Genomic DNA, 26,093 nt, shown 5'->3' with positions numbered 1-26,093 from the left:
ACTCGTCCCATGAACTGGTGCCACTACCGCTTCCGCAGCCTCTGGGACCTGCCCTGCTCGCCCGCCGACGCCTACGCCGCCCTGGAGCGGGTCGAGGACTATCCGCTGTGGTGGCCCCAGGTGCGCGAGGTGACGACGGCCGACGGCCGCAGCGGCGTCGCCCGCTTCCGGTCCTTCCTCCCGTACGACCTTCTGGTCACCGCGCACGAGCGGCGCCGCGACCCCGACGCCGGGGTCCTGGAGATCGGCATGACGGGCGACCTGGACGGCTGGGCGCGCTGGACGGTCACGGCCGGGCCCGAAGGGACGCGGGCCCGCTACGACCAGGAGGTCGAGGTGCGGCGACCGCTGCTGCGACGCCTCGCCGTCCCGGGGAGGCCCGTGTTCCTGCTCAACCACGCCCTGATGATGCGGGCGGGCCGCAGGGGTCTTACGGCGCATCTGGAAGCGGTTTGAAGGAAAGGCGCCCGGACCTGTATTGTTCAGTGCGTTCCCGGGCGATTAGCTCAGTGGGAGAGCGCTTCGTTCACACCGAAGAGGTCACTGGTTCGAACCCAGTATCGCCCACCCGGAGAATGCCGGTCCGTCAGCAGACGGACCGGTTTTTTCTTGCCCCGTGCGCCCCGTGCGCCCCGTGCGCCCCGTGCGCCCCGCGCAGCCCGTCCGGCCCGTCCGGCCGCTCAGGCCGCCGCCCGGTATTCGGGACGCAGCGGCCACGCCGGATCCACGGCCTCCGGCGAACCGCTCTTGGCGAACCACGCCTGCAGACCGCGCGCCTGCGCCGCGTGCCAGACGGCCTGCAACGTATGCAGCTCGGCCGGCGAGAGCCGCTCCAGGCGGGCGGCGAAACGGCGCCCCACCGCGCGTACGACATCGAGGGCGGCCTGCGCGTCCGCCGCCGCGTCGTGGGCCTCGGCCAGCTCCACCTCGTAGTGCGCGCACAGATCGGTGAGCGTGCGGCGGCCCTTGCGGTAGCGGTCGAGCTGCTTGTCGAGGACCCGCGGGTCGATCACACAGAGGGACGAGCCCTCCATGTAGCGGGCCAGCGACGAGGCGCGGTGCCTGCGCAGCTCCCGGTCCAGGACGGTCAGGTCGAACGGCGCGTTCATGACGACGATCGGCCGTCCCGCCGCGCCCTGCTCGGCCAGATCCCGTGCTATCTCCTCCATCACCGGCGCGGGCCAGCGGCCGTTGCGCTGAAGGTGTTCCTCCGTCAGTCCGTGTACGTCCGTGGCTGCTTCGGGCACCGGAACGCCCGGGTTCACCAGCCAGCGGGTGATGCGCGGTCGGGTTCCCGCGCCCTGCTGGACGACGACGGCGGCCGACACGATCCGGTCGGTCTCGACGTCGACGCCCGTGGTCTCCGTGTCGAATGCGGCCAAGGGCCCCTCGTACCAGCACGTCATGGGGTGCAACTCCTCGATCAGCTCCGGCAGTTGACGTCGGTCCCCTGCCCACGCTGGTGATACCCGGGCCGTTTGCGCTGTACGCGGCCCGGAGACAACAGAGGTACGGGGCCCTGGCATCGACGGCCCGAGCGGGGAAGCACCGGGTACGGAAGGCTCGTTGGACATGGCGCTCGCGCAGCCCGAACAGGGTGGGCTGCTGCCCGAGCGGATCGCACCGCCGCGCGGCACACTCGCCACCACCGCCTGTATGGAGACCCTCCAGGTGGGCTATCTGCACGCCGTCGCGGCGGCCGCGGGGTGCTCGCTCTCCCAGCCCTTCCCGGACAACGGCATCGACTGGCACGTCAGCCACAGCGCCCCCGGCCACACGGTCGACGACGAGGTCACCATCAAGGTGCAGCTGAAGTGCACGTACCAAATACCGCCGAACCCGGCGGGGCCCGCCTTCTCCTTCGCGCTCGACAACGCGCACCTGGAGAAGCTCGCCCGCACGCCGGTCTCGGTCCACAAGATCCTGGTCGTGATGCTCGTGCCCCGGTCGCGGGACGACTGGCTGCGCGCCGGTCACGACGGGCTCGATCTGCGCCACTGCTGCTACTGGACCAATCTGGCCGGACACCCGGTGACCGGCCGGCGCAGGACCACCGTGCGCGTCCCGACCACGCGGATCTTCGACGACCGCGCGCTCTGCGAGATCATGACGCGGGTCGGGACGGGAGGGAGACCCTGATGCACCGCCCCCACGAAGAGCCCCTGCCTCCCGTCCGCCCGCACCCCGCCCCGCGCCCCGTTCCGCGCCCGGCCCCGGCCGCGGACCCGTGGGCGCGGCCACCCGAACCCGGCACGGTCGACCCCGCGGTGCTCGGCGCGCTGCTCGCCCGGCACGGCTGGCAGCGGCGCGGCGGAGCCCCGGGCCGCTACGCCCGCTGGACGCCCCCGGAGCCCGTCGGCAGGGGCACCAGCCTCCTCGTACCGGAGAGCCGGGCCTTCCCCGACTGCGACGACCTGATCGGCGAGGCCCTCGTCGCGCTCGCCCGCAGCGCCTCGCCGGCCGCCCGCGACGTGCTCGTCGGGCTCACCGTGCCCAGCGACGAGATCCGCTGGTGGCGCGATGTGCCGATGGGGCCCGCCGGGGCGGCGTCCTGGCCGGTGGAGGAGCAACTGCGCTCCGCGGCCCGGCAGATGCTCCTCGCGGGGGCGCTCGCCGCGCGCGGCCGCGCCGGGTACTACGGGGCGCGGCACCGCGGGCCCGCCGCCGCGGCCCTGGAGGACGTTCTGGTGGGGCCCGCGCCAGGTGGACGGCGGCTGACCGCGTTCGTGCCCGTCAGGACAGGGCGGCCGCTCGCCGTCCGGCTGCACCAGGCGCTGTGCGCGGCCCGGGAGGCCGTCGACTACCAGCGGGCCACCGGCGGCATGGACGCCTTCGACGGCGCCGTCCGGGCGGGCGTCAGCCATGAGCTGACCGAGGCGATCGTGGCCCTGGTGCGAGGCACGGAAGGGGCGCGTATCGCCGTGGAGTGGGCGCCCGTCGCGGGGGTGCCCGAGGGGTGCGCGGCGCACGCCGGGCCCGTCGAGTTCTCGCCCGGCGACCTGACCGTGCTGCGCGAGGCGGGCGCCCGCTATCTGCGCGACGAGCCGTCGGTGCCGGTGCGGATCACCGGGACCGTGGTGCGGATGCGCCGCTCCTCGACGCGCGGGGCGGGCGCGGTGCGGCTCCGGGTGATCGCCGGGCCGGAGGTCCCGCACGTCCGGATGGTCCTGGACGAGGAGTCGTACCGCGTCGCGGGCCACGCGCACCTAATCGGGCTGCCGATCCGGGTGCACGGGCGCCTGGAGAGCCGGGGCGGCTTCCGCAGGCTCACCGGGGCGACCGGGGTGGTCCCGGTGCAGGTGGACGAGGCGGACAGGGACCGGCTCATGAAGTCGCTCCAGGAGAACATCGGCTTCTTCGAGGAGGCGTGCGGGACCGACTGAGCGGGCGGCCGGACGGAGGGGCCGCTTCCGGGTGGTCGGGAACAACCGTTTCGCGGCGGGAGCCCCCGGCTCGGTACGATCCCTAGTGCGCGCGCATCAGAAAGCGCCGCACCCCCCTTCTGCAAGGAGAGACCGGTGTCTGACGTCCGTGTGATCATCCAACGCGATTCCGAGCGGGAAGAGCGCGTGGTGACGACGGGCACTACGGCCGCCGAGCTCTTCCCCGGTGAGCGCACCGTCGTCGCCGCCCGCGTGGCCGGCGAGCTGAAGGATCTGGCGTACGCCGTCGGCGAGGGCGACGAGATCGAGCCCGTCGAGATGTCCTCCGAGGACGGCCTGAACATCCTGCGCCACTCGACCGCGCACGTCATGGCGCAGGCCGTGCAGGAGCTCTTCCCCGAGGCCAAGCTGGGCATCGGCCCGCCCATCCGGGACGGCTTCTACTACGACTTCGACGTCGCCGAGCCGTTCACCCCCGAGGACCTCAAGCGCGTCGAGAAGAAGATGCAGGAGATCCAGAAGCGGGGCCAGCGCTTCTCGCGCCGCGTCACCACGGACGACGACGCTCGCGTCGAGCTCGCCGACGAGCCGTACAAGCTGGAGCTCATCGGCCTCAAGGGCAACGCCGCGCAGGCCGCCGACGGCGCCGACGCCGAGGTCGGCTCCGGCGAGCTGACCATCTACGACAACCTCGACGCGAAGACCGGCGACCTGTGCTGGAAGGACCTCTGCCGCGGTCCGCACCTGCCCACCACCCGGAACATCCCCGCGTTCAAGCTGATGCGCTCCGCCGCCGCCTACTGGCGCGGCAGCGAGAAGAACCCGCAGCTCCAGCGCATCTACGGCACCGCCTGGCCCTCGAAGGACGAGCTGAAGGCGCACCTGGAGTTCCTCGCCGAGGCCGAGAAGCGCGACCACCGCAAGCTCGGTTCCGAGCTGGACCTCTTCTCCTTCCCGGAGGAGCTGGGCCCGGGCCTCGCGGTCTTCCACCCCAAGGGCGGCGTGATCCGCAAGGAGATGGAGACCTACTCCCGCAAGCGGCACGAGGACACGGGCTACGAGTTCGTGAACACGCCGCACATCTCCAAGGAGCGCCTCTTCGAGATCTCCGGGCACCTGCCGAACTACTCGGACGGCATGTTCCCGGCCATCGAGTTCGACGAGCAGAACTACCGCCTCAAGGCGATGAACTGCCCGATGCACAACCTCATCTTCAAGGCGCGCGGCCGCTCCTACCGCGAACTGCCCCTGCGGCTCTTCGAGTTCGGCACGGTCTACCGCTACGAGAAGTCGGGCGTCGTGCACGGCCTGACCCGCTCGCGCGGCTTCACCCAGGACGACTCGCACATCTACTGCACCAAGGAGCAGATGGCGGGCGAGCTCGACTCGCTCCTCACCTTCGTCCTCGATCTGCTGCGCGACTACGGCCTGAACCAGTTCGAGCTGGAGCTGTCCACCCGCGACCCCGAGTCGGACAAGTTCATCGGCGAGGACGCAGAGTGGGAGGAGGCCACCGAGGCGCTGCGCCAGGCGGCCGCCAAGCAGGACCTCCCGCTCGTCGCGGACCCGGGCGGCGCCGCGTACTACGGTCCGAAGATCTCCGTGCAGGTCAAGGACGCGATCGGCCGTTCCTGGCAGATGTCGACCATCCAGGTCGACTTCCAGCAGCCGAAGCGGTTCGGCCTGGAGTACACCGCCTCCGACGGCACGAAGCAGCAGCCCGTCATGATCCACCGGGCGCTCTTCGGCTCCATCGAGCGGTTCTTCGCGGTGCTCCTCGAGCACTACGCGGGCGCCTTCCCGGTGTGGTTGGCCCCCGTGCAGGCGACCGGCATCCCGATCGGCGACGCGCACGTGCCCTACCTCCAGGAGTTCGCCGCCAAGGCGAAGGAGCGGGGGCTGCGGGTCGAGGTGGACGCCTCGTCGGACCGCATGCAGAAGAAGATCAGGAACGCTCAGCGGAGCAAGGTGCCGTTCATGATCATCGCGGGCGACGAGGACATGGCCAATGGCGCCGTCTCCTTCCGCTACCGCGACGGCTCGCAGGAGAACGGCATCCCGGTCGACGAGGCCCTCGCCAAGATCACCAAGGCTGTCGAGGACCGCGCTCAGGTCTGAGCCGCGGCCTCATGAGGCCCCCGGGGCGGCGTCCCGGGGGCCTCTCGCCGTCCGGGCCCGGCGGATCCGCCCCACCGGCACGCTCCGAACGGGCGAAGTCATATGCTGCACCTCATGACGAGTGAGCCGGAGCAGCAGATCGGAGTGGGTACGCAGGACGCGTTCCAGCGCCTGTGGACGCCCCACCGGATGGCGTACATCCAGGGCGAGAACAAGCCCACGGGCCCGGGGGCCGACGACGGCTGCCCCTTCTGCTCCATCCCGGCCAAGTCCGACGAGGACGGCCTGGTGATCGCGCGCGGCGAGCACGTGTACGCGGTCCTGAACCTCTACCCGTACAACGGCGGCCACTTGATGGTCGTCCCCTACCGCCACGTCGCCGACTACACCGACCTGACCGGCCCCGAGACCGCCGAACTGGGCGAGCTCACCAAGCAGGCGGTGACGGCCCTGCGTACCGCGTCCGGCGCGCACGGCTTCAACATCGGCATGAACCAGGGCGCCGTCGCGGGCGCCGGCATCGCGGCGCACCTGCACCAGCACGTCGTACCGCGCTGGGGAGGCGACACCAACTTCATGCCGGTCGTGGGGCACACGAAGGTGCTGCCGCAGCTGCTCGCCGACACCCGCAAGATGCTCGCGGACGCCTGGCCCGTCACCCTTTAGCGCTGTCGGCCCGCGGCCCTCCAGCACTGCCGGGCCGCGGGCTCCCTACGCGTTGTACACGTCCGCCTGCCTCGGCATCGGGTCCTGGATCGCCCCGCTGAGGAAGCCGGAGCGGTTGCCGAACTTCTCGGTGTTCACGCCGTTCTCCGCGAGGACCTTGATCGCCGCCGAGTGCACCACGCGCAGCACGGGCGTGGCGGCGCGCAGCGCGTCGTCGGCCATGAAGCGGTGCCGCCACGGCTTGTCGGCCCAGGCGTGCCGCAGGCCGAAGGGCTCGGGCAGGACCAGCTTGCCGCCGAGGTGGTCCAGGAGCGGCGGATACCACGTGAAGGGCGCGCGGACCGCGAGGCGCACCACCTCGTCGGCGTCGATCAGCGGCAGATTGCGGTCGACGGTCTCCCAGAACTTGATGGGCTTGGCGACCGTCTTCGTCTTGGGCTCGGGCTTGGTGGTGAACAGGGGGTGCACCGGTCCGAGGGCGTGGCCGGTGACCTCGATGCGCAGCGTCTCGTGCAGCACGGTCACGGTGATCAGCATCGTGATGACCAGCTGGCCGTCCCAGAGCGTGAACTGCACGCCCAGGTAGTGCCGGTCGCCGCTGCCGAACTGCTGTTCGTTGCAGATCCGCTGTATCTCGTGGCCGCGGACCTGGAAGGCCTCGACGTCCGTGCCGGTGGGGCGGGCCACCGCCTTGGCGTTCTCCCCGATCGGGGAGACGATCCAGTGGTTTATCGACGGGGTGGGGAAGCCGCCGGTGTGCAGGGGGCCGCGCTCCAGCATGCGGAGCTGGTCGTGCACCGCCCGTATGACGTCCCAGCTGCGGAAGGGGTGGATCTCCTTGCCGTCCTCGGCGGGCACCAGCTCCTCGGCCAGCTGCCAGCTGCCCCAGCGCGTGCCCATGCCCAATATGCCCTTGGGCCCGGCGTAGAAGACGGAGTTGCTCCGCTGCTCGGCGGAGAGCCTGGCCAGGCCCTGGCGGAGCCGCTCGGCGGCCGTCTCGCCGGGGCTGCCGGGCACCGCCTCCGGGATCTTGGCGCCGATGCCGCCGCCCGAGAGCAGGCTCGACCAGCGCTCGCGCATGTCTCTGGCGGTGCGCTCGGCGATCTGCTTCGACCAGAACCAGCCCACCACGGGCAGCACGATCGCCGCGCGCAGATACCACGCCCAGAAGCCGTCGAACGGCAGCTTGAGGAGGGCGACGGCGGCCAGCACGCCCATGGCGACCAGGACGGCCGTGGCCAGCGCGCCCGCGCGCTTATTCTCGTTCTTGGCGACCTGCCGCCTGATGGTGAAGACGAGCAGCCACACGAACAGGCCGGGCAGGAAGAGCACCCCGCACAGGACCATCACGGCCGTCAGCCAGCTGTCGCGCTCCTTGCGGATGCGGTTCGCCGCGAGGCAGTGCTCCACCACCGACTGCGGCTCCGTCCCGAAGGACTGGATGAGCGGCTTGCGGCCGCCGCCGAGCATCCGCACCTGCACGGTCCGCGCGAACGCCTCACCCAGGCTCGGCTTGAACAGCGACCAGAGGCCGGGCTTCACCACGGACTTGTGCCATTCGTTGTTGGCCTTCAGGATCTCGTCGACGTCTCCGTCGCGATACGCCGCCGAGGCCAGGGCGTGCGTCGCCGCCGTCTGTCCCGCGGCGCCCGAGAGCGGCACCTGGGCCCCGGGCCTGAAGTCGAATCCATCGTCCGCCACTGCCGCCCCCTCGCCGCGACGCCTTCGCTGCTGCGGCTCTTCCCGACTTCCCTGTCCGGCACACCTGTTGCCGTCCGGCGCATCCGTTGATCAGGTCATCAGCGTATCCGGGCGCACCGACATCCGGCAGGGGGCGCCGGAATGCCGCCCGCCCGGATGAGCCGGGACGGGCGGCCGTCGCTCACCCGTTCAACTATGAGGAGCCCCGCGCCTGTTCGCGGATCCGCTCCGACAGCTGCGGGGGCATCGGCTCATGGCGGGCGTACGTACGGCTGAAGCGTCCCGTGCCCTGGGAGAGGGAGCGCAGATCCACCGCGTATCGGCCGATCTCGATCTCGGGGACCTCAGCTCGTACGAGCGTGCGACCGCCGGGTGCCTGCTCGGTGCCGACCACCCGGCCGCGACGGCCCGACAGATCGCTCATCACCGCGCCGACGTGGTCGTCACCGACCAGTACCCGCACTTCGGCCACCGGTTCGAGCAGATGGATCCTCGCCCCGGCCGCCGCCTCGCGCAGCGCGAGCGCGCCCGCCGTCTGGAACGCGGCGTCGGAGGAGTCCACCGAGTGCGCCTTGCCGTCGAGCAGCGTGACGCGTACGTCGATGAGCGCGTGCCCGGCGGCGACGCCCCTCGCCGCCTGCGCCCGTACGCCCTTCTCCACGGACGGGATGAACTGCCGCGGGACCGCGCCGCCGACCACCTTGTCGACGAACTCGATGCCGCTCCCGCCGGGCAGCGGCTCCACCTCGATCTCGCAGATCGCGTACTGGCCGTGCCCGCCGGACTGCTTCACATGGCGCCCGCGCCCCGCCGACCTGTCCGCGAACGTCTCCCGTAGGGAGACGCGGTGCGGCACGACGTCGACCTGCACGCCGTACCGGCTGCGCAGCCGCTCCAGGGCCACGTCGGCGTGCGCCTCGCCCAGACACCACAGGACCACCTGGTGGGTGTCCTGGTTCTGCTCCAGGCGCATGGTGGGGTCCTCGGCCACCAGACGCGAGAGGCCCTGCGAGAGCTTGTCCTCGTCCGCCTTGCTGTGTGCCTGGATGGCGAGCGGCAGGAGCGGGTCCGGCATGTCCCAGGGCTCCATCACGAGCGGGTCGTCCCTGCTCGACAGCGTGTCGCCCGTCTCGGCGCGGTGCAGCTTGGCCACGCACGCCATGTCTCCCGCGACGCACCGGGTGAGGGTGCGCTGCTGTTTGCCGAAGGGGGCGGAGAGCGCGCCGACGCGCTCGTCGACGTCGTGGTCCTCGTGGCCGCGGTCGGCCAGGCCGTGCCCGGAGACGTGCACCGTCTCGTCGGGGCGCAGGGTGCCGGAGAAGACGCGTACGAGCGAGATCCGGCCGACGTACGGGTCGGAGGCGGTCTTCACGACCTCGGCGACCAGCGGGCCCGCCGGGTCACAGGCCGGCGTGGGGCGCGCCGTGCCGCCCGGCGTGGTCACGGCCGGTGCGGGGTGCTCCAGCGGGGTCGGGAAGCCACCCGTGATCAGCTCCAGGAGCTCCACCGTGCCGATGCCCTGGCGGGCGCCCTCCGCGGCCGGCGCGGCGGCGAGCACGGGGTGGAAGATGCCACGCGCCACGGCCCGCTCCAGGTCGTCCACGAGCGTCTTGTAGTCGATGTCCTCGCCGCCGAGATAGCGGTCCATGAGGGACTCGTCCTCGCTCTCGGCGATGATTCCCTCGATGAGTTTGTCGCGCGCCTCCTCGATCAGCGGCAGCTGGTCGTCGCCCGGCTCCGACTCCTTGCGCTCGCCGGAGGCGTAGTCGTAGATCCGCTGCGAGAGCAGCCCGATCAGGCCGGTCACCGGCGCGTGCCCGTCCGGGCCCTGCTCGCCGTGGAGCGGCAGGTACAGCGGCAGTACGGCGTCCGGGTCGTCGGCGCCGAACGCCTCGGCGCAGTTCCGCGTCATCCCGGCGAAGTCCGCGCGGGCCGACTCCAGATGCGTGACCACGATGGCGCGCGGCATGCCGACCGCCGCGCACTCGTCCCACACCATGCGGGTCGCGCCGGTGATGCCCTCGGTGCCCTCCGCCGCCGAGACGACGAAGAGGGCCGCGTCCGCGGCGCGCAGACCGGCCCTCAGCTCGCCGACGAAGTCGGCGTACCCAGGGGTGTCCAGAAGATTGACCTTGATGCCGTCCCATTCGACGGGCACCAGGGACAGCTGCACCGAGCGCTGCTGCCGGTGCTCGATCTCGTCGTAGTCGGAGACGGCGGTGCCGTCCTCCACCCGGCCCGCCCGGTTCACCGCCCCCGCGGTCAGGGCGAGGGCCTCCACCAGAGTCGTCTTGCCGGATCCGCTGTGGCCGACCAGCACCACATTCCGTACGGACGCGGGGTGGTCGGCCGTCGCTGCCCTGCCGGCGGCTCCGGGGTGTGCGTTCGCCTTGTCGCCCATGCCTTGCCTCCCGGTCACGTGCACGGTTGAGGAGGCTCAGCCCCCTCGGGGATGCTGGCTGCTCGCGGACGCGCGGGGCCCAGTGCGGGGCGGCTCCGACGGCGCCCGTGGTGCTTTCGAGCTTTCCACTCGCGTCACGGTGCGTCCATACGTCGTACGCGATCGTGAGGGGGCGAGCCGGTCCGTCAAGGGCGTGACTACGATGGCCCAGTCGGTGGCCAACGGGGCCACGCGGCGCACCGACCCCTCGGGAAGGCCATGCTGAACAAGTACGCGCGTGCATTCTTCACGCGTGTCCTCACACCGTTCGCCGCGTTTCTCATCCGCCGCGGGGTCAGCCCCGACGCGGTCACCTTCATCGGCACGGCCGGTGTGGTGGTGGGAGCGCTGGTCTTCTTTCCCCGTGGCGAGTTCTTCTGGGGCACGGTCGTCATCACCCTGTTCGTGTTCTCGGACCTCGTCGACGGCAACATGGCCCGCCAGCTCGGCCGCTCCAGCCGCTGGGGCGCCTTCCTCGACTCGACGCTCGACCGGGTGGCCGACAGCGCGATCTTCGGGGGCCTCGCCCTCTGGTACGCCGGGTCCGGCGACGACAACATCCTCTGCGCCGTCTCCATCTTCTGTCTGGCGAGCGGCCAGGTGGTCTCGTACACGAAGGCGCGCGGCGAGGCGATCGGCCTGCCGGTCGCCGTCAACGGCCTGGTGGAGCGCGCCGAGCGCCTGGTGATCACGCTGGTCGCAGCGGGCCTCGCCGGGCTCCACACCTTCGGCGTCCCGGGCATCCAGATCCTGCTGCCCATCGCCCTGTGGATCGTCGCGGTCGGCAGCATGGTCACCCTCGTCCAGCGGGTCGTGACCGTGCGCCGCGAGTCCGCGGAGGCGGACGCCGCCACGGGCGCCCCGGGCCAGGAGAGTGAGGCCGCGCAGTGAAGGACCGACTCACCGACGCGCTGTACGGCCTCGGCTGGAGCACCGTCAAGAAGCTCCCGGAGCCGGTCGCCGAGCGGCTCGGCCGGACCATCGCCGACACGGTCTGGAAGCGCCGCGGCAAGGGCGTGCTGCGCCTGGAGTCGAACCTCGCGCGCGTGGTGCCCGACGCCACCCCGGAGAGGCTCGCCGAGCTCTCCCGGGCGGGCATGCGCTCGTACCTGCGCTACTGGATGGAGTCCTTCCGGCTGCCGTCCTGGAGCCGGGAGCGCATCAAGGACGGCCTCGACGTCAAGGACGTCCACCACCTCACCGACGGGCTCGCCACCGGCAAGGGCGTGATCATCGCCCTGCCGCACCTGGGCAACTGGGACCTCGCGGGCGCCTGGGTCACCACCAAGCTGGAGACCCCCTTCACGACCGTCGCCGAGCGCCTCAAGCCCGAGACGCTCTACGACCGCTTCGTCGCCTACCGCGAGAGCCTCGGCATGGAGGTCCTGCCCCACACCGGGGGCTCCGCCTTCGGCACGCTGGCCCGGCGGCTGCGCGCCGGCGGCCTTATCTGCCTCGTCGCGGACCGCGATCTGTCGGCCTCCGGCGTCGAGGTGAAGTTCTTCGGAGACACCGCCCGGATGCCCGCCGGACCCGCGATGCTGGCCCAGCAGACCGGCGCGCTCCTGCTGCCCGTGACGCTCTGGTACGACGGGCCCCTGATGAAGGGCCGGATCCACCCGCCCGTCGACGTCCCCGAGACAGGTACCCGGCCCGAGAAGACGTCTGTCATGACGCAGGCGCTGGCAGACGCCTTCGCCACCGGTATCGCCGACCACCCGGAGGACTGGCACATGCTGCAGCGACTGTGGCTCGCCGACCTGGAGCCCCGCCCCGACGCGGCTCCGGCACGGGAGCCGTCGTGAGGATCGGCATCGTCTGCCCGTACTCGTGGGACGTGCCGGGCGGCGTCCAGTTCCACATCCGCGATCTGGCGGAGCATCTGATCCGCCTCGGGCACGAGGTGTCCGTCCTGGCCCCGGCCGACGACGAGACCCCGCTGCCGCCGTACGTCGTCTCGGCGGGCCGCGCCGTCCCGGTGCCGTACAACGGCTCGGTCGCGCGGCTCAACTTCGGCTTCCTGTCGGCCGCGCGGGTGCGCCGCTGGCTGCACGACGGCACGTTCGACGTCATCCACATCCACGAGCCGACGTCGCCGTCGCTCGGGCTGCTCGCGTGCTGGGCGGCGCAGGGCCCGATCGTCGCGACGTTCCACACGTCCAACCCGCGCTCCCGGGCCATGATCGCCGCGTATCCGATCCTCCAGCCCGCCCTGGAGAAGATCAGCGCGCGCATCGCCGTGAGCGAGTACGCGCGCCGCACCTTCGTGGAGCACCTGGGCGGCGACGCGGTCGTCATCCCCAACGGCGTCGACGTCGACTTCTTCGCCAAGGCCGAACCCGAGCCCGAGTGGCAGGGGCAGACCATCGGCTTCATCGGCCGCATCGACGAACCCCGCAAGGGACTCCCGGTCCTGATGAAGGCACTGCCGCAGATCTTCGCCGAGCGGCCCGACGCGCGCCTCCTGGTCGCCGGGCGCGGCGACGAGGAGGAGGCGGTGGCCTCGCTCCCCGCGGAGCTGCGCTCCCGGGTGGAGTTCCTCGGCATGGTCAGCGACGAGGACAAGGCGCGGCTGCTGCGCAGCGTCGACGTGTACGTCGCGCCGAACACCGGCGGCGAGAGCTTCGGGATCATCCTGGTCGAGGCCATGTCCGCGGGCGCGCCCGTGCTCGCCAGCGACCTGGACGCCTTCGCGCAGGTCCTCGACCAGGGCGCGGCGGGCGACCTGTTCGGCAACGAGGACGCGGACTCCCTCGCCAAGGCCGCGGTGCGCCTCCTCGCCGACCCCGAGCGCCGAGAGGGCCTGCGGCAGCGCGGCAGCGCGCATGTGCGGCGCTTCGACTGGTCGACCGTCGGCGCGGACATCCTCGCGGTGTACGAGACGGTGACGGACGGCGCGGCGTCGGTCGCGGAGGACGAACGGGTGGGGCTGCGGGCGCGGTTCGGGCTGGCCCGCGGCTGACCCCCTGGCTCCTTGGGCCGCCCGGCGGTGAGCCGGACATCCCGAGGGGACTAGCCTTTGGGCCCGTGACCTCCACTTTGATCTGGATCGCGGTAGTCCTCTTCGCGGTAGGCCTCTACCTGAGCTGGACCGCGGGGCGGCTCGACCGGCTGCACGCGCGGATCGACGCCGCCCGCGCCGCCCTCGACGCGCAGCTGCTGCGCCGCGCCTCGGTCGCCCAGGAGCTGGCCACCTCCGGAGTGCTCGATCCCGCCGCCTCGATCGTGCTCTACGAGGCGGCGCACGCGGCCCGGCAGGCGGAGGAGGAGCAGCGCGAGGTCGCCGAGAGCGAGCTGAGCCAGGCGCTGCGGGCGATCTTCGGCGAGATCCAGCAGGTCGAGGCGGTGCGCGAGGCCCCGGGCGGGGACGAGGCGGCGACCGAGCTGGCCGCGGCCGTACGCCGGGTGCCGATGGCCCGGCGCTTCCACAACGACTCCGTACGCGCCGCCCGCGCCCTGCGCAGGCACCGCAAGGTCCGCTGGTTCCGCCTCGCGGGGCACGCGCCGTTCCCGATGGCGTTCGAGATGGACGACGAGCCGCCGGTGGCGCTGGCCGACCGGGCCACGGGGTAGCGGGGGCGCCGACCCGCACTTCGTACGGCGTTGACCAGGGGCGTCCGGGAAAAATGAGCCACCGGTCATCCATTGGCCCTTGCTGTGGCCTGGTCGCCGGGCGTTTCCTGGGAGCTGTAGTAATCCTCTTCAGCGAGTGAGGTCAACTCCGTGTCCAGCACCCCCTCCATCAGCAACCCGACGCCCGAGACCGGCACCGCCCGCGTGAAGCGCGGCATGGCCGAGCAGCTCAAGGGCGGCGTGATCATGGACGTCGTCAACGCCGAGCAGGCGAAGATCGCCGAGGACGCCGGCGCCGTCGCCGTCATGGCGCTGGAGCGGGTGCCCGCCGACATCCGCAAGGACGGCGGCGTGGCCCGGATGTCCGACCCGAACATGATCGAAGAGATCATCGAGGCCGTCTCGATCCCGGTCATGGCCAAGTCCCGCATCGGCCACTTCGTCGAGGCCCAGGTCCTGCAGTCCCTCGGTGTCGACTACATCGACGAGTCCGAGGTCCTCACCCCGGCCGACGAGGTCAACCACAGCGACAAGTTCGCCTTCACGACCCCGTTCGTGTGCGGCGCCACCAACCTGGGCGAGGCCCTGCGCCGCATCGCCGAGGGCGCGGCCATGATCCGCTCCAAGGGCGAGGCCGGCACCGGCAACGTCGTGGAGGCCGTCCGCCACCTGCGCCAGATCAAGAACGAGATAGCCAGGCTGCGCGGCTACGACAACAACGAGCTGTACGCCGCCGCCAAGGATCTCCGCGCCCCCTACGAGCTGGTCAAGGAGACCGCCGAGCTGGGCAAGCTGCCGGTCGTGCTCTTCTCCGCCGGTGGCGTCGCCACCCCGGCCGACGCCGCCCTGATGCGCCAGCTCGGCGCCGAGGGCGTCTTCGTCGGCTCCGGCATCTTCAAGTCCGGCGACCCGGCCAAGCGCGCCGCCGCCATCGTGAAGGCCACCACCTTCTACGACGACCCGAAGATCATCGCGGACGCCTCCCGCAACCTCGGTGAGGCCATGGTCGGCATCAACTGCGACACCCTGCCCGAGACCGAGCGCTACGCGAACCGAGGCTGGTAATGACCACTCCCGTAGTGGGCGTCCTCGCCCTTCAGGGGGACGTACGGGAGCACCTGATCGCCCTGGCCTCGGCGGACGCCCTGGCCAGGCCGGTCCGGCGCCCCGAGGAGCTCGCCGAGGTCGACGGCCTGGTCATCCCCGGCGGCGAGTCCACCACCATCTCCAAGCTGGCCACCCTCTTCGGCCTGATGGAGCCCCTCCGCGCGCGCGTGCGGGACGGTCTGCCGGTCTACGGCAGCTGCGCGGGCATGATCATGCTCGCCGACAAGATCCTCGACCCGCGCTCGGGCCAGGAGACGGTGGGCGGCATCGACATGATCGTGCGGCGCAACGCGTTCGGACGGCAGAACGAGTCGTTCGAGGCGGCCGTCGACGTCAAGGGCGTCGAGGGCGCCCCCGTCGAGGGCGTCTTCATCCGCGCTCCCTGGGTGGAGTCGATCGGCGCCGAGGTCGAGGTGCTCGCCGAGCACGAGGGTCACATCGTCGCCGTGCGCCAGGGCAACGCGCTCGCCACGTCGTTCCACCCCGAGCTGACGGGCGACCACCGGATCCACGCGCTCTTCGTGGAGATGGCACGGGGGTAACCCGCGCGCGGGATCCTAGTAGGATCTCCCGGGATCCCCCCGGGGCCTTAAGGTCTGGGAGAGTTCTTACTGGTTGTTGGGTAACGCGAAGGAGACAGGCAGATGTCCGGCCACTCTAAATGGGCTACGACGAAGCACAAGAAGGCCGTGATCGACGCCAAGCGCGGCAAGCTCTTCGCGAAAATGATCAAGAACATCGAGGTCGCGGCCCGCACGGGCGGCGCCGACGTGTCCGGTAACCCGACCCTCTTCGACGCCATCCAGAAGGCCAAGAAGAGCTCGGTCCCCAACAAGAACATCGACTCCGCGGTCAAGCGCGGCGCCGGTCTCGAAGCCGGCGGCGCCGAGTACGAGACGATCATGTACGAGGGTTACGGCCCGAACGGCGTCGCGGTGCTCATCGAGTGCCTCACCGACAACCGCAACCGCGCCGCGTCCGACGTACGCGTCGCTATGACGCGCAACGGCGGCTCGATGGCCGACCCGGGCTCCGTCTCGTACCTCTTCAACCGCAAGGGCGTCGTCATCGTCCCCAAGGGTGAGGGCGGGCTGAGCGAGGACGACGTGCTCGGCGCGGTCCTGGACGCCGGTGCCGAAGAGGTCAACGACCTCGGCGAAAGCTTCGAGGTGCTCAGCGAGGCCACCGACATGGTCGCGGTCCGCACCGCGCTCCAGGAGGCCGGCATCGAATACGACTCGGCCGACGCCAACTTCGTCCCGACCATGCAGGTCGAGCTGGACGAAGACGGCGCCCGGAAGATCTTCAAGCTGATCGACGCCCTGGAGGACAGCGACGACGTGCAGAACGTCTTCGCCAACTTCGACGTCTCCGACGAGGTCATGGCCCAGGTGGACGCCTGAGCCGCGCCTTCGCCGACGGAGTGACGCGCTTCACCGACGGGCCGGCAGGGACACGCTCCCCGCCGGCCCGTCGCGTTGTCAGTGCGAGCCGATAGCCTGCACAAACAGGTGAGCGGAGAAGTGGGGGCTGTCGTGCGGGTGCTGGGCGTGGACCCGGGGCTGACCCGGTGCGGTGTGGGGGTCGTCGACGGAGTCGCCGGTCGCCCCCTGACCATGCGCGCCGTCGGGGTCGTACGCACGCCCGCCGACGCGGAGTTGGGCCACCGCCTCGTCGCCATCGAGCAGGGCATCGAGCGGTGGCTCGACGAGTACAGCCCCGAAGTCCTCGCCGTGGAGCGGGTGTTCAGCCAGCACAACGTCCGCACGGTCATGGGCACCGCCCAGGCCAGCGCCGTCGCCATGCTCTGCGCCTCGCGCCGCGGCATCCCCGTCGCCCTGCACACCCCCAGCGAGGTCAAGGCCGCCGTCACCGGCAGCGGCCGCGCCGACAAGGCCCAGGTGGGCGCCATGGTCACTCGCCTCCTGCGGCTCGACGCACCACCCAAGCCCGCCGACGCCGCGGACGCCCTGGCCCTGGCCATCTGCCACATCTGGCGCGCCCCCGCGCAGAACCGTCTCCAGCAGGCCGTCGCGCGAAACCGCCTCCAGCAAGCCGCGGCCCCGCACACGTCGAGAACCCCCACAGCCCAGAAAGGCCGTACCGCATGATCGCCTTCGTGAGCGGCCCCGTCGCCGCCCTCGCCCCCGATGCCGCGGTGGTCGAGGTCGGCGGCATCGGCATGACCGTCCAGTGCGCGCCCAACACCCTCTCCACGCTCCGCGTCGGCCAGCAGGCCAAGCTCGCCACCTCTCTGGTCGTACGAGAGGACTCCCTGACCCTGTACGGCTTCGCGGACGACGACGAGCGCCAGACCTTCGAGCTGCTGCAGACCGCGAGCGGCGTCGGCCCCCGCCTGGCCCAGGCCATGCTCGCCGTGCACAGCCCCGACGCCCTGCGCCGCGCGGTCGCCACCGGCGACGAGAAGGCGCTGACCGCCGTGCCCGGCATCGGCAAGAAGGGCGCCCAGAAACTGCTCCTGGAGTACAAGGACCGCCTCGGCGAGCCGCTCGGCACCGGCGGCCCGGCCATCGGCACGGCGGTCACCTCCGGCTGGCGCGACCAGCTGCACGCCGCGCTCATCGGCCTCGGGTACGCCACACGCGAGGCCGACGAGGCCGTCGCCGCCGTCACCCCGCAGGCCGAGGCCACCGAGGGCACGCCGCAGGTCGGCCGACTCCTCAAGGCCGCGCTCCAGACCCTGAACCGCACCCGCTAGCCACTCCCGTACGCATCCGCCGGCCCCCTTGAACCGCATCGCGAGGCACACCGCATGAACTGGGACGACACGACCGACGACACCGCCGGGGCGGCCGAGCGGCTCGTCGGTGCGTCGGCCGACGGCGAGGACCAGGCCGTCGAGGCCGCCCTGCGCCCCAAGGACCTGGGCGAGTTCATCGGCCAGGAGAAGGTCCGCGAGCAGCTCGACCTCGTCCTGCGGGCGGCCCGCGCGCGTGGGGCCACCGCCGACCACGTCCTGCTCTCCGGAGCCCCCGGCCTCGGCAAGACGACCCTCTCGATGATCATCGCCGCCGAGATGGGCGCCCCGATCCGCATCACCAGCGGCCCCGCCATCCAGCACGCGGGCGACCTCGCCGCGATCCTCTCCTCCCTCCAGGAGGGCGAGGTCCTCTTCCTCGACGAGATCCACCGCATGTCGCGGCCCGCCGAGGAGATGCTCTACATGGCGATGGAGGACTTCCGCGTCGACGTCATCGTCGGCAAGGGCCCCGGCGCCACCGCCATCCCGCTCGAACTGCCGCCCTTCACCATGGTCGGCGCCACCACGCGCGCGGGCCTGCTGCCGCCACCGCTGCGCGACCGGTTCGGCTTCACCGCGCACATGGAGTTCTACGAACCCGCGGAGCTGGAGCGGGTCATCCACCGCTCCGCCCAGCTGCTCGACGTGGAGATCGACCCGGCCGGCGCCGCCGAGATCGCGGGCCGCTCGCGCGGCACGCCCCGCATCGCCAACCGTCTGCTGCGCCGCGTGCGGGACTACGCCCAGGTCAAGGCCGACGGCGTGATCGACCGCGACATCGCGTGCGCGGCCCTCGCGGTGTACGAGGTCGACGGACGCGGCCTGGACCGCCTCGACCGCGCGGTCCTGGAAGCCCTGCTCAAGCTGTTCGGCGGCGGCCCCGTCGGCCTGTCGACCCTCGCGGTCGCCGTGGGGGAGGAGCGCGAGACGGTCGAGGAGGTGGCGGAGCCCTTCCTGGTGCGGGAGGGCCTGCTCGCCCGCACCCCGCGGGGCCGCGTCGCGACGCCCGCCGCATGGGCGCACCTCGGCCTGGTGCCCCCGCGGCAGACGGGCGGAAAGGGACAGCAGGACCTGTTCGGGACGTGATATCGGCGGGACGGCGCCGCGGCCGAAGGACAACGGCGCGGATAGTCGACCCGTCAGGAACTGCGGTGCCATGCTGAGCGTTGTTCCTTAGGCGCGGACTCGCTTAGACTCCGCCGACGCCGCCTTTGCGGGCGGCGTGCCCACCCCCATCCATCAGGCCGCTTACCCGCGCGGTCGTGCGAAGGAAACTCCGTCCCGTGAATATCGTGACCCTCCTCCCGTTCATCGTGCTCATCGGGGCCATGTTCCTGATGACCCGGTCTGCCAAGAAGAAGCAGCAGGCCGCCGCGCAGATGCGTAACGACATGCAGCCCGGCACCGGCATCCGCACGATCGGCGGCATGTACGCCACCGTCAAGGAGGTCCACGACGACGCCGTCCTCCTTGAGGTGGCCCCCGGTGTCCACGCGGTTTACGCGAAGAACTCGATCGGCGCGGTCCTGGCCGACGACGAGTACAACCGCATCGTGCACGGCACCGAGGACAACCTGAACGAGGACGCCCCCGTCGTTCCGGACGACGCCTCCTCCCTGACCGAGACCGACGAGCCCGCCGCCGACGCCTCCGACGACTCGCGCATCGACCTCGGCAAGAAGGACGCGGCCGACGAGGCCGGCACCGCCGACGACGCGAAGCCGAAGAAGACCGACGGCGAGTCCGACGCGAAGTAGTCACGACCGGGGCCCGTGGGGTGCGCCGCTCGCGCACCACGGGCCCCGGACCACGTGCATTTCGCGCCGAATCTCGACACCACTTCATGGCCGCCCGCCCGGTTCCTCCCCGCACGGTTCGGGGCCGGACCGGACGCCGGGCGGTTGGACAGGGAGAACGAGAAGGTGGCAGCACCGAAGAAGGGCCGAAGGCAGAGCGCGCCGGGCAAGCCGGGTCGCGCACTGGCCTTCATCCTGATCGCCCTCGTGGCGCTGACCGGGGGAATGTTCCTTTCCGGACACACCACACCGCGCCTGGGCATCGACCTCGCGGGTGGTACGAGCATCACGCTCGAGGCGAGGAACGAGCCGGGCCAGGCGAACGCGATCAACCCGACCAACATGAACACGGCCGTTGACATCATCAACAACCGTGTCAACGGCCTGGGTGTCTCCGAGGCCGAGGTCCAGACCCAGGGCGATCGCAACATCATCGTCAACATCCCCAAGGGGACGGACGAGAAGCAGGCGCGCGAGCAGGTCGGCACGACCGCTCAGCTCTACTTCCGTCCGGTGATCACTCAGGCCCCCAGCGGCCCGGCTCCCGAGCCGTCCCCGAGCTCCTCATCCGGAACGGACAAGGAGAAGGACAAGGAGAAGGACAAGGACAAGGTCACCGACAAGGCCACCGACAAGGCGACGGACAAGCCCACCGACAAGGCCACCTCCCCGACCGCCACCGCGACCCCCCAGGGCCGCGCCGTCAGCGACGCCCTGAAGGCCGACCCGACTCCTTCGGGCGACGCCAAGGACGACAAGAAGAACGACGAGAAGCCCTCGCCCACGCCGTCCACCGACCCGGCCACGGCCAAGCTCCAGGAGCAGTTCGCCAAGCTGGACTGCACGGACAAGAAGGCCCGCGCCGAGGCCGGCAAGGGCGTCAAGCCGTCCGAGCCGACCATCGCCTGTGGCAAGAGCCCCGACGGCAAGACGTGGGACAAGTTCATCCTTGCCCCGGCCGAGGTCAACGGCAAGGACGTCGACAAGGCCCAGGCGACGATCAACCAGCAGAACGGTGCCTGGGTCGTCAACATGGACTTCACCAAGGGCGGCGGAAAGAAGTTCGGGAAGGTCACGAGCAAGCTCTCGACGCAGCAGCCCCCGCAGAACCAGTTCGCGATCGTCCTGGACCGCGAGGTCGTCTCGGCCCCCAGCGTCAACACGACCCTGACCACCAACGCCGAGATCTCCGGCAGCTTCAACCAGGACTCCGCCAAGGACCTCGCGAACATCCTGTCGTACGGCGCCCTGCCGCTCACCTTCCACGAGCAGAGCGTCACCACGGTCAGCCCGGCCCTCGGCGGCGAGCAGCTGGAGGCGGGCCTGATCGCGGGCGCCATCGGCCTCGCGCTGGTCGTCATCTACCTGGTGGTGTACTACCGCGGCCTGTCGCTCATCGCCATCGCGAGCCTCCTGGTCTCCGCGGCGCTGACGTACACGATCATGACGCTGCTCGGCCCGACCATCAACTTCGCGCTGAATCTGCCCGCGGTCTGCGGCGCCATCGTCGCCATCGGCATCACAGCGGACTCGTTCATCGTCTTCTTCGAACGCGTCCGCGACGAGGTACGCGAGGGACGCACGCTGCGCCCCGCCGTCGAGCGGGCCTGGCCGCGTGCCCGGCGCACCATCCTGGTCTCCGACTTCGTGTCGTTCCTCGCCGCCGCCGTGCTCTTCGTCGTGACGGTCGGCAAGGTGCAGGGCTTCGCGTTCACGCTCGGTCTGACCACGCTGCTCGACGTCGTCGTGGTGTTCTTCTTCACCAAGCCGCTGATGACGCTGATGGCACGCAAGAAGTTCTTCGCGGGCGGCCACAAGTGGTCCGGCTTCGACCCGAAGCGGCTCGGGATCAAGCCCCCGATCCGCCGGACCCGCCGTGCCCCCGGTGCATCCGCCGGCCCCGTCGACCCGAAGGAGGCCTGAGGTGTCGAAGCTCGGTAATCTCGGCGCCCGGCTCTACCGCGGCGAGGTCGGCTACGACTTCGTCGGCAAGCGCAAGATCTGGTACGCCGTCTCGATACTGATCACCATCACGGCCATCGTGGGCCTGGCGGTGCGCGGCCTGAACATGGGCATCGAGTTCGAGGGCGGCGCCGTCTTCAACACCCCGAAGACGAGCGTCTCGGTCGCGCAGGCCGAGGAGGCCGCGGAGAAGGCCTCGGGCCATGACGCGATCGTCCAGAAGCTGGGCGACAACGCCATGCGCATCCAGATCGCCGGCGTGGACATCGACAAGTCCGACCAGATCAAGAAGGCGCTGGCCGAGGACCTCGACGTCAAGGCCGACGACATCGGCGCCGACCTGGTCGGCCCCAGCTGGGGCGAGCAGATCGCCGCCAAGGCCTGGCAGGGCCTGGCGATCTTCATGGTCCTCGTGGTGATCTACCTGGCCATCGCCTTCGAATGGCGCATGGCCCTCGCGGCACTGATCGCGCTGATCCACGACATCACGATCACCGTGGGTGTGTACGCGCTGGTCGGCTTCGAGGTCACACCCGGCACGGTGATCGGTCTGCTGACCATTCTCGGTTACTCGCTCTACGACACGGTGGTGGTCTTCGACAGCTTGAAGGAGCAGTCGAAGGACATCACCAAGCAGACCCGGTTCACCTACAGCGAGATCGCCAACCGCAGCATCAACGGCACCCTGGTGCGCTCCATCAACACCACGGTCGTCGCGCTGCTCCCGGTGGCGGGCCTGCTGTTCATCGGTGGCGGTGTCCTCGGCGCCGGCATGCTCAACGACATCTCGCTGTCGCTCTTCGTCGGCCTCGCGGCCGGCGCGTACTCCTCGATCTTCATCGCCACGCCGCTCGTCGCCGACTTCAAGGAGCGCGAGCCGCAGCTGAAGGCCCTCAAGAAGCGGGTGTTCGCCAAGCGCGCGGCGGCCGCGGCCAAGGGGGAGTCGGCGGAGGCGCCGGAGTTTGAGGACGACGACGAGCCGCAGGACGGCGTCCCCGACGACACCGCACCGGCCGTCGTGGGCCCGCGGGCCCAGCCCGCCTCGCGCAGCCGCGGCCGGGGCCGTCCGTCGGGGAAGCGCCGATGACCGAGTCGGCAGACGTCACGGAGCTGCTGCTCAGCCGCATCCGTGACGTCCCGGACTACCCGGTGCCGGGCGTAATGTTCAAGGACATCACCCCGCTCCTGGCCGACCCGGCCGCGTTCGCGGCGCTCACGGAGACACTGGCCGACCTCAGCGTGCGCCACGGCGCCACGAAGATCGTCGGCCTGGAGGCACGCGGTTTCATCCTGGGCGCCCCCGTCGCGCTCCGCGCCGGGCTCGGCTTCATCCCCGTACGCAAGGCGGGCAAGCTCCCCGGCGCGACGCTCAGGCAGAGCTACGACCTGGAGTACGGCAGCGCCGAGATCGAGGTGCACGCCGAGGACCTGGAGGCGGGCGACCGGGTCATGGTCATCGACGACGTCCTCGCCACCGGCGGCACCGCCGGGGCCTCGCTGGAGCTGATCCGGCGCTCGGGCGCCGAGGTGGCCGGGGTCGCCGTCCTCATGGAGCTGGCGTTCCTCGGCGGACGGCGGCGACTTGAGCAGGCCCTCGACGGGGCCGCGCTCGAGGCGCTGATCACCGTCTGAGACGGCGCGCAGGACAGGACGACGGGCGTCCCGGCACCGGCCGGGGCGCCCGCCGCCGTTCCCGGCCGGTCCTGTCCCGGTCCTGTCCCGGCCCTGTCCCGGCCCTGTCCCGGCCCAGGACGGCCCCGGACGGCGGCCGTAAGGGGAATCGTCGCTTCGTCCCACGTGTTTCTCCAGTACAGAGCTGTCTCACCGGCCGAAGAGCAGCCGAGGGCCCAGGATCGATACCATGGGTTCTTCGGGGCCTGTCCGGGGGACCCCGATCGCGCACAGGGAGCGCTCTTGCCAGACGAGTCCCAGCCACTCACCGCCGCCAAGGCCGCCCAGACGGGCAAGGAGGCCTCGGCGGGCTCCGGCGCGCCCGCAGTGCCCGCGAAGAAGGCGGAGGGCACGCAGGGCGGCACGTCCGCGCAGCGCGCCCAGTCAGAGGTCTCCCGGGGCGACAAACCGGCCGAGCAGCCCCGCCCGCAGCCGCCCGCGGACCACCACCCGACGGCTCCCGCGATCCGCCCCGCCACCGGCCAGCCCGCGCGCTACGGCTCCTCCAACCGCGTGCGGGCCCGTCTCGCCCGGCTCGGCGTCCAGCGGTCGAACCCGTACAACCCGGTCCTGGAGCCCCTGCTGCGGATAGTGCGCAGCAACGACGCCAAGATCGAGACGTCGACGCTCCGCCAGATCGAGCGGGCCTACCAGGTCGCCGAGCGCTGGCACCGCGGCCAGAAGCGCAAGAGCGGCGACCCGTACATCACGCACCCGCTCGCCGTGACGACCATCCTCGCCGAGCTCGGCATGGACCCGGCCACCCTGATGGCCGGGCTGCTGCACGACACCGTCGAGGACACCGAGTACGGCCTGGACACCCTCAAGCGGGACTTCGGCGACCAGGTCGCCCTGCTCGTCGACGGCGTCACCAAGCTCGACAAGGTCAAGTTCGGCGAGGCCGCGCAGGCCGAGACCGTGCGCAAGATGGTCGTCGCCATGGCCAAGGACCCCCGCGTCCTGGTCATCAAGCTCGCCGACCGCCTGCACAACATGCGCACGATGCGGTATCTCAAGCGCGAGAAGCAGGAGAAGAAGGCCCGCGAGACCCTGGAGATCTACGCGCCGCTCGCCCACCGCCTGGGCATGAACACCATCAAGTGGGAGCTGGAGGACCTCGCCTTCGCGATCCTCTACCCCAAGATGTACGACGAGATCGTGCGGCTGGTCGCCGAGCGTGCCCCCAAGCGCGACGAGTACCTCGCCATAGTGACCGACGAGGTCCAGGCCGACCTCCGGTCCGCCCGTATCAAGGCCACCGTCACCGGACGCCCGAAGCACTACTACAGCGTCTACCAGAAGATGATCGTCCGCGGTCGCGACTTCGCGGAGATCTACGACCTGGTGGGGATCCGTGTCCTCGTCGACACGGTCCGCGACTGCTACGCGGCGCTCGGCACGGTCCACGCGCGATGGAACCCGGTCCCCGGCCGGTTCAAGGACTACATCGCGATGCCGAAGTTCAACATGTACCAGTCGTTGCACACGACGGTCATCGGACCCAACGGCAAGCCCGTCGAACTCCAGATCCGTACGTTCGACATGCACCGCCGCGCCGAGTACGGCATCGCCGCGCACTGGAAGTACAAGCAGGAGGCCGTCGCCGGCGCCTCGAAGGTGCGTACGGACGTACCCAGGAAGACCGGCAAGGACGACCACCTCAACGACATGGCGTGGCTGCGCCAGCTCCTGGACTGGCAGAAGGAGACCGAGGACCCCAGCGAGTTCCTCGAATCGCTGCGCTTCGACCTGTCGCGCAACGAGGTCTTCGTGTTCACGCCGAAGGGCGACGTCATAGCGCTTCCGGCGGGCGCCACCCCCGTCGACTTCTCGTACGCGGTGCACACCGAGGTCGGCCACCGCACCATAGGGGCGCGGGTCAACGGCCGCCTCGTACCGCTCGAATCGACCCTGGACAACGGCGACCTGGTGGAGGTCTTCACCTCCAAGGCCGCCGGCGCCGGCCCGTCCCGCGACTGGCTGGGCTTCGTCAAGTCGCCGCGGGCGCGCAACAAGATCCGCGGGTGGTTCTCCAAGGAGCGCCGCGACGAGGCCATCGAGCAGGGCAAGGACGCCATCGCGCGCGCCATGCGCAAGCAGAACCTGCCCATCCAGCGGATCCTGACCGGCGACTCCCTGGTCACGCTCGCCCACGAGATGCGCTACCCCGACATCTCGTCGCTGTACGCGGCGATCGGTGAGGGACATGTCACCGCGCAGTCCGTCGTGCAGAAGCTCGTCCAGGCCCTCGGCGGCGAAGAGGCCGCCAACGAGGACATCGCCGAGAGCGCGCCGCCCTCACGCGGACGCAGCAAGCGCCGCTCCAGCACCGACCCGGGCGTCGTCGTCAAGGGCGTCGAGGACGTGTGGGTCAAGCTGGCCCGCTGCTGTACGCCCGTCCCCGGCGACCCCATCATCGGCTTCGTCACGCGCGGCAGCGGTGTATCGGTGCACCGCAGCGACTGCGTGAACGTCGACTCGCTCTCACGCGAGCCCGAGCGGATCCTGGAGGTCGAGTGGGCGCCCACCCAGTCCTCCGTCTTCCTGGTCGCCATCCAGGTGGAGGCCCTCGACCGCTCCCGCCTGCTCTCCGACGTCACACGCATCCTCTCGGACCAGCATGTGAACATCCTGTCGGCGGCCGTGCAGACCTCGCGCGACCGCGTCGCCACGTCCCGCTTCACCTTCGAGATGGGTGACCCCAAGCACCTGGGGCATGTGCTCAAGGCAGTCAGGGGCGTGGAAGGCGTATACGACGTGTACCGGGTGACGTCGGCGCGCAGACCCTGACTCCTGTCACACATGGGTCCGCCCCCGGCGCGCACCGGCGAGTCCGCCGCCGTGTCGCGCAGATACGTCTCCCAGGCGCGGTCCGCGCAGATCAGCGCGGTCACGTCGGCGTCGGCGAGGACGTG

23 protein-coding genes and 1 tRNA gene are annotated in these 26,093 nt (G+C 71.0%); 21 read left to right on the top strand and 3 right to left on the bottom strand.

Annotated features, from left to right (window positions below; genetic code table 11):
* Positions 1 to 9: 9 nt before the first annotated feature.
* Entirely contained in the window at positions 10 to 456 is a 447-nt protein-coding gene (locus ACWDVB_RS27545) for an SRPBCC family protein (protein WP_451517332.1), read from the top strand.
* A 39-nt stretch (positions 457 to 495) separates the two neighbouring features.
* A tRNA-Val gene (locus ACWDVB_RS27540) sits at positions 496 to 567 on the top strand.
* Between the two features lie 113 nt (positions 568 to 680).
* On the opposite strand, the gene ACWDVB_RS27535 is transcribed toward ACWDVB_RS27540, so the two are convergent.
* Positions 681 to 1,406, bottom strand: coding sequence for an exonuclease domain-containing protein (locus ACWDVB_RS27535; protein WP_451517333.1), 726 nt, complete (start codon positions 1,404 to 1,406; stop codon positions 681 to 683).
* A 166-nt stretch (positions 1,407 to 1,572) separates the two neighbouring features.
* Between ACWDVB_RS27535 and ACWDVB_RS27530 the strand changes: the two genes are divergently transcribed.
* From ACWDVB_RS27530 to ACWDVB_RS27515, 4 genes are all read left to right on the top strand, one after another.
* Positions 1,573 to 2,139, top strand: a complete 567-nt coding sequence (locus ACWDVB_RS27530) for a DUF4365 domain-containing protein (protein WP_451517334.1) — start codon at positions 1,573 to 1,575, stop codon at positions 2,137 to 2,139.
* A complete protein-coding gene (locus tag ACWDVB_RS27525; RefSeq protein WP_451517356.1) occupies positions 2,136 to 3,383 on the top strand; it encodes a hypothetical protein in 1,248 nt (415 codons plus the stop codon). The genes ACWDVB_RS27530 and ACWDVB_RS27525 overlap by 4 nt, the downstream gene beginning before the upstream one ends.
* 135 nt (positions 3,384 to 3,518) lie before the next feature.
* A complete protein-coding gene (gene thrS, locus ACWDVB_RS27520) occupies positions 3,519 to 5,501 on the top strand; it encodes a threonine--tRNA ligase (RefSeq protein ID WP_451517335.1) in 1,983 nt (660 codons plus the stop codon).
* Positions 5,502 to 5,603: 102 nt separating this feature from the next.
* Positions 5,604 to 6,167, top strand: coding sequence for an HIT family protein (locus ACWDVB_RS27515; RefSeq protein ID WP_451517336.1), 564 nt, complete (start codon positions 5,604 to 5,606; stop codon positions 6,165 to 6,167).
* A 45-nt stretch (positions 6,168 to 6,212) separates the two neighbouring features.
* On the opposite strand, the gene ACWDVB_RS27510 is transcribed toward ACWDVB_RS27515, so the two are convergent.
* The gene (locus ACWDVB_RS27510; protein WP_451517337.1) at positions 6,213 to 7,868 is read right to left on the bottom strand and encodes a hypothetical protein; all 1,656 of its coding nucleotides are present in this window, start codon (positions 7,866 to 7,868) and stop codon (positions 6,213 to 6,215) included.
* Positions 7,869 to 8,061: 193 nt separating this feature from the next.
* Positions 8,062 to 10,269, bottom strand: coding sequence for an elongation factor G-like protein EF-G2 (locus tag ACWDVB_RS27505; RefSeq protein WP_451517338.1), 2,208 nt, complete (start codon positions 10,267 to 10,269; stop codon positions 8,062 to 8,064).
* Between the two features lie 258 nt (positions 10,270 to 10,527).
* Between ACWDVB_RS27505 and pgsA the strand changes: the two genes are divergently transcribed.
* From pgsA to ACWDVB_RS27430, 15 genes are all read left to right on the top strand, one after another.
* Complete coding sequence (gene pgsA / locus ACWDVB_RS27500; RefSeq protein WP_451517339.1) at positions 10,528 to 11,199, top strand: phosphatidylinositol phosphate synthase; 672 nt, start codon at positions 10,528 to 10,530, stop codon at positions 11,197 to 11,199.
* Positions 11,196 to 12,113 (top strand): phosphatidylinositol mannoside acyltransferase, encoded by a 918-nt coding sequence (locus tag ACWDVB_RS27495; protein WP_451517340.1) that lies wholly within the window; start codon positions 11,196 to 11,198, stop codon positions 12,111 to 12,113. Before pgsA ends, ACWDVB_RS27495 begins: the two co-directional genes overlap by 4 nt.
* Complete coding sequence (locus tag ACWDVB_RS27490; RefSeq protein WP_451517341.1) at positions 12,110 to 13,270, top strand: glycosyltransferase family 4 protein; 1,161 nt, start codon at positions 12,110 to 12,112, stop codon at positions 13,268 to 13,270. The genes ACWDVB_RS27495 and ACWDVB_RS27490 overlap by 4 nt, the downstream gene beginning before the upstream one ends.
* Before the next feature lie 65 nt (positions 13,271 to 13,335).
* The gene (locus ACWDVB_RS27485) at positions 13,336 to 13,881 is read left to right on the top strand and encodes a hypothetical protein (RefSeq protein WP_451517342.1); all 546 of its coding nucleotides are present in this window, start codon (positions 13,336 to 13,338) and stop codon (positions 13,879 to 13,881) included.
* Positions 13,882 to 14,031: 150 nt separating this feature from the next.
* Positions 14,032 to 14,946, top strand: a complete 915-nt coding sequence (gene pdxS / locus ACWDVB_RS27480; protein WP_451517343.1) for a pyridoxal 5'-phosphate synthase lyase subunit PdxS — start codon at positions 14,032 to 14,034, stop codon at positions 14,944 to 14,946.
* Complete coding sequence (gene pdxT / locus ACWDVB_RS27475) at positions 14,946 to 15,530, top strand: pyridoxal 5'-phosphate synthase glutaminase subunit PdxT (protein WP_451517344.1); 585 nt, start codon at positions 14,946 to 14,948, stop codon at positions 15,528 to 15,530. Before pdxS ends, pdxT begins: the two co-directional genes overlap by 1 nt.
* Positions 15,531 to 15,632: 102 nt before the next feature.
* Positions 15,633 to 16,391 (top strand): YebC/PmpR family DNA-binding transcriptional regulator, encoded by a 759-nt coding sequence (locus ACWDVB_RS27470; RefSeq protein WP_451517345.1) that lies wholly within the window; start codon positions 15,633 to 15,635, stop codon positions 16,389 to 16,391.
* Between the two features lie 132 nt (positions 16,392 to 16,523).
* The gene (gene ruvC, locus ACWDVB_RS27465) at positions 16,524 to 17,099 is read left to right on the top strand and encodes a crossover junction endodeoxyribonuclease RuvC (protein WP_451517357.1); all 576 of its coding nucleotides are present in this window, start codon (positions 16,524 to 16,526) and stop codon (positions 17,097 to 17,099) included.
* Positions 17,096 to 17,707, top strand: coding sequence for a Holliday junction branch migration protein RuvA (gene ruvA, locus ACWDVB_RS27460; protein ID WP_451517346.1), 612 nt, complete (start codon positions 17,096 to 17,098; stop codon positions 17,705 to 17,707). Before ruvC ends, ruvA begins: the two co-directional genes overlap by 4 nt.
* Before the next feature lie 54 nt (positions 17,708 to 17,761).
* Positions 17,762 to 18,835, top strand: coding sequence for a Holliday junction branch migration DNA helicase RuvB (ruvB, locus tag ACWDVB_RS27455; protein WP_451517347.1), 1,074 nt, complete (start codon positions 17,762 to 17,764; stop codon positions 18,833 to 18,835).
* Between the two features lie 197 nt (positions 18,836 to 19,032).
* A complete protein-coding gene (gene yajC, locus ACWDVB_RS27450; protein WP_451517348.1) occupies positions 19,033 to 19,506 on the top strand; it encodes a preprotein translocase subunit YajC in 474 nt (157 codons plus the stop codon).
* Positions 19,507 to 19,671: 165 nt separating this feature from the next.
* Positions 19,672 to 21,468 carry a protein translocase subunit SecD gene (secD, locus tag ACWDVB_RS27445; RefSeq protein WP_451517349.1) on the top strand — a complete coding sequence of 599 codons (1,797 nt, stop codon included), beginning with the start codon at positions 19,672 to 19,674 and terminating at the stop codon, positions 21,466 to 21,468.
* A 1-nt stretch (position 21,469) separates the two neighbouring features.
* Entirely contained in the window at positions 21,470 to 22,594 is a 1,125-nt protein-coding gene (gene secF / locus ACWDVB_RS27440) for a protein translocase subunit SecF (protein ID WP_451517350.1), read from the top strand.
* Positions 22,591 to 23,139 (top strand): adenine phosphoribosyltransferase, encoded by a 549-nt coding sequence (locus tag ACWDVB_RS27435; protein WP_451517351.1) that lies wholly within the window; start codon positions 22,591 to 22,593, stop codon positions 23,137 to 23,139. Before secF ends, ACWDVB_RS27435 begins: the two co-directional genes overlap by 4 nt.
* A 282-nt stretch (positions 23,140 to 23,421) precedes the next feature.
* Positions 23,422 to 25,968 (top strand): RelA/SpoT family protein, encoded by a 2,547-nt coding sequence (locus ACWDVB_RS27430; protein ID WP_451517352.1) that lies wholly within the window; start codon positions 23,422 to 23,424, stop codon positions 25,966 to 25,968.
* Positions 25,969 to 26,093: the final 125 nt, after the last annotated feature.

The sequence above is a fragment of the Streptomyces sp. NPDC003379 genome (assembly GCF_053589195.1).
This window is presented reverse-complemented; position numbering and strand designations above follow the sequence as displayed.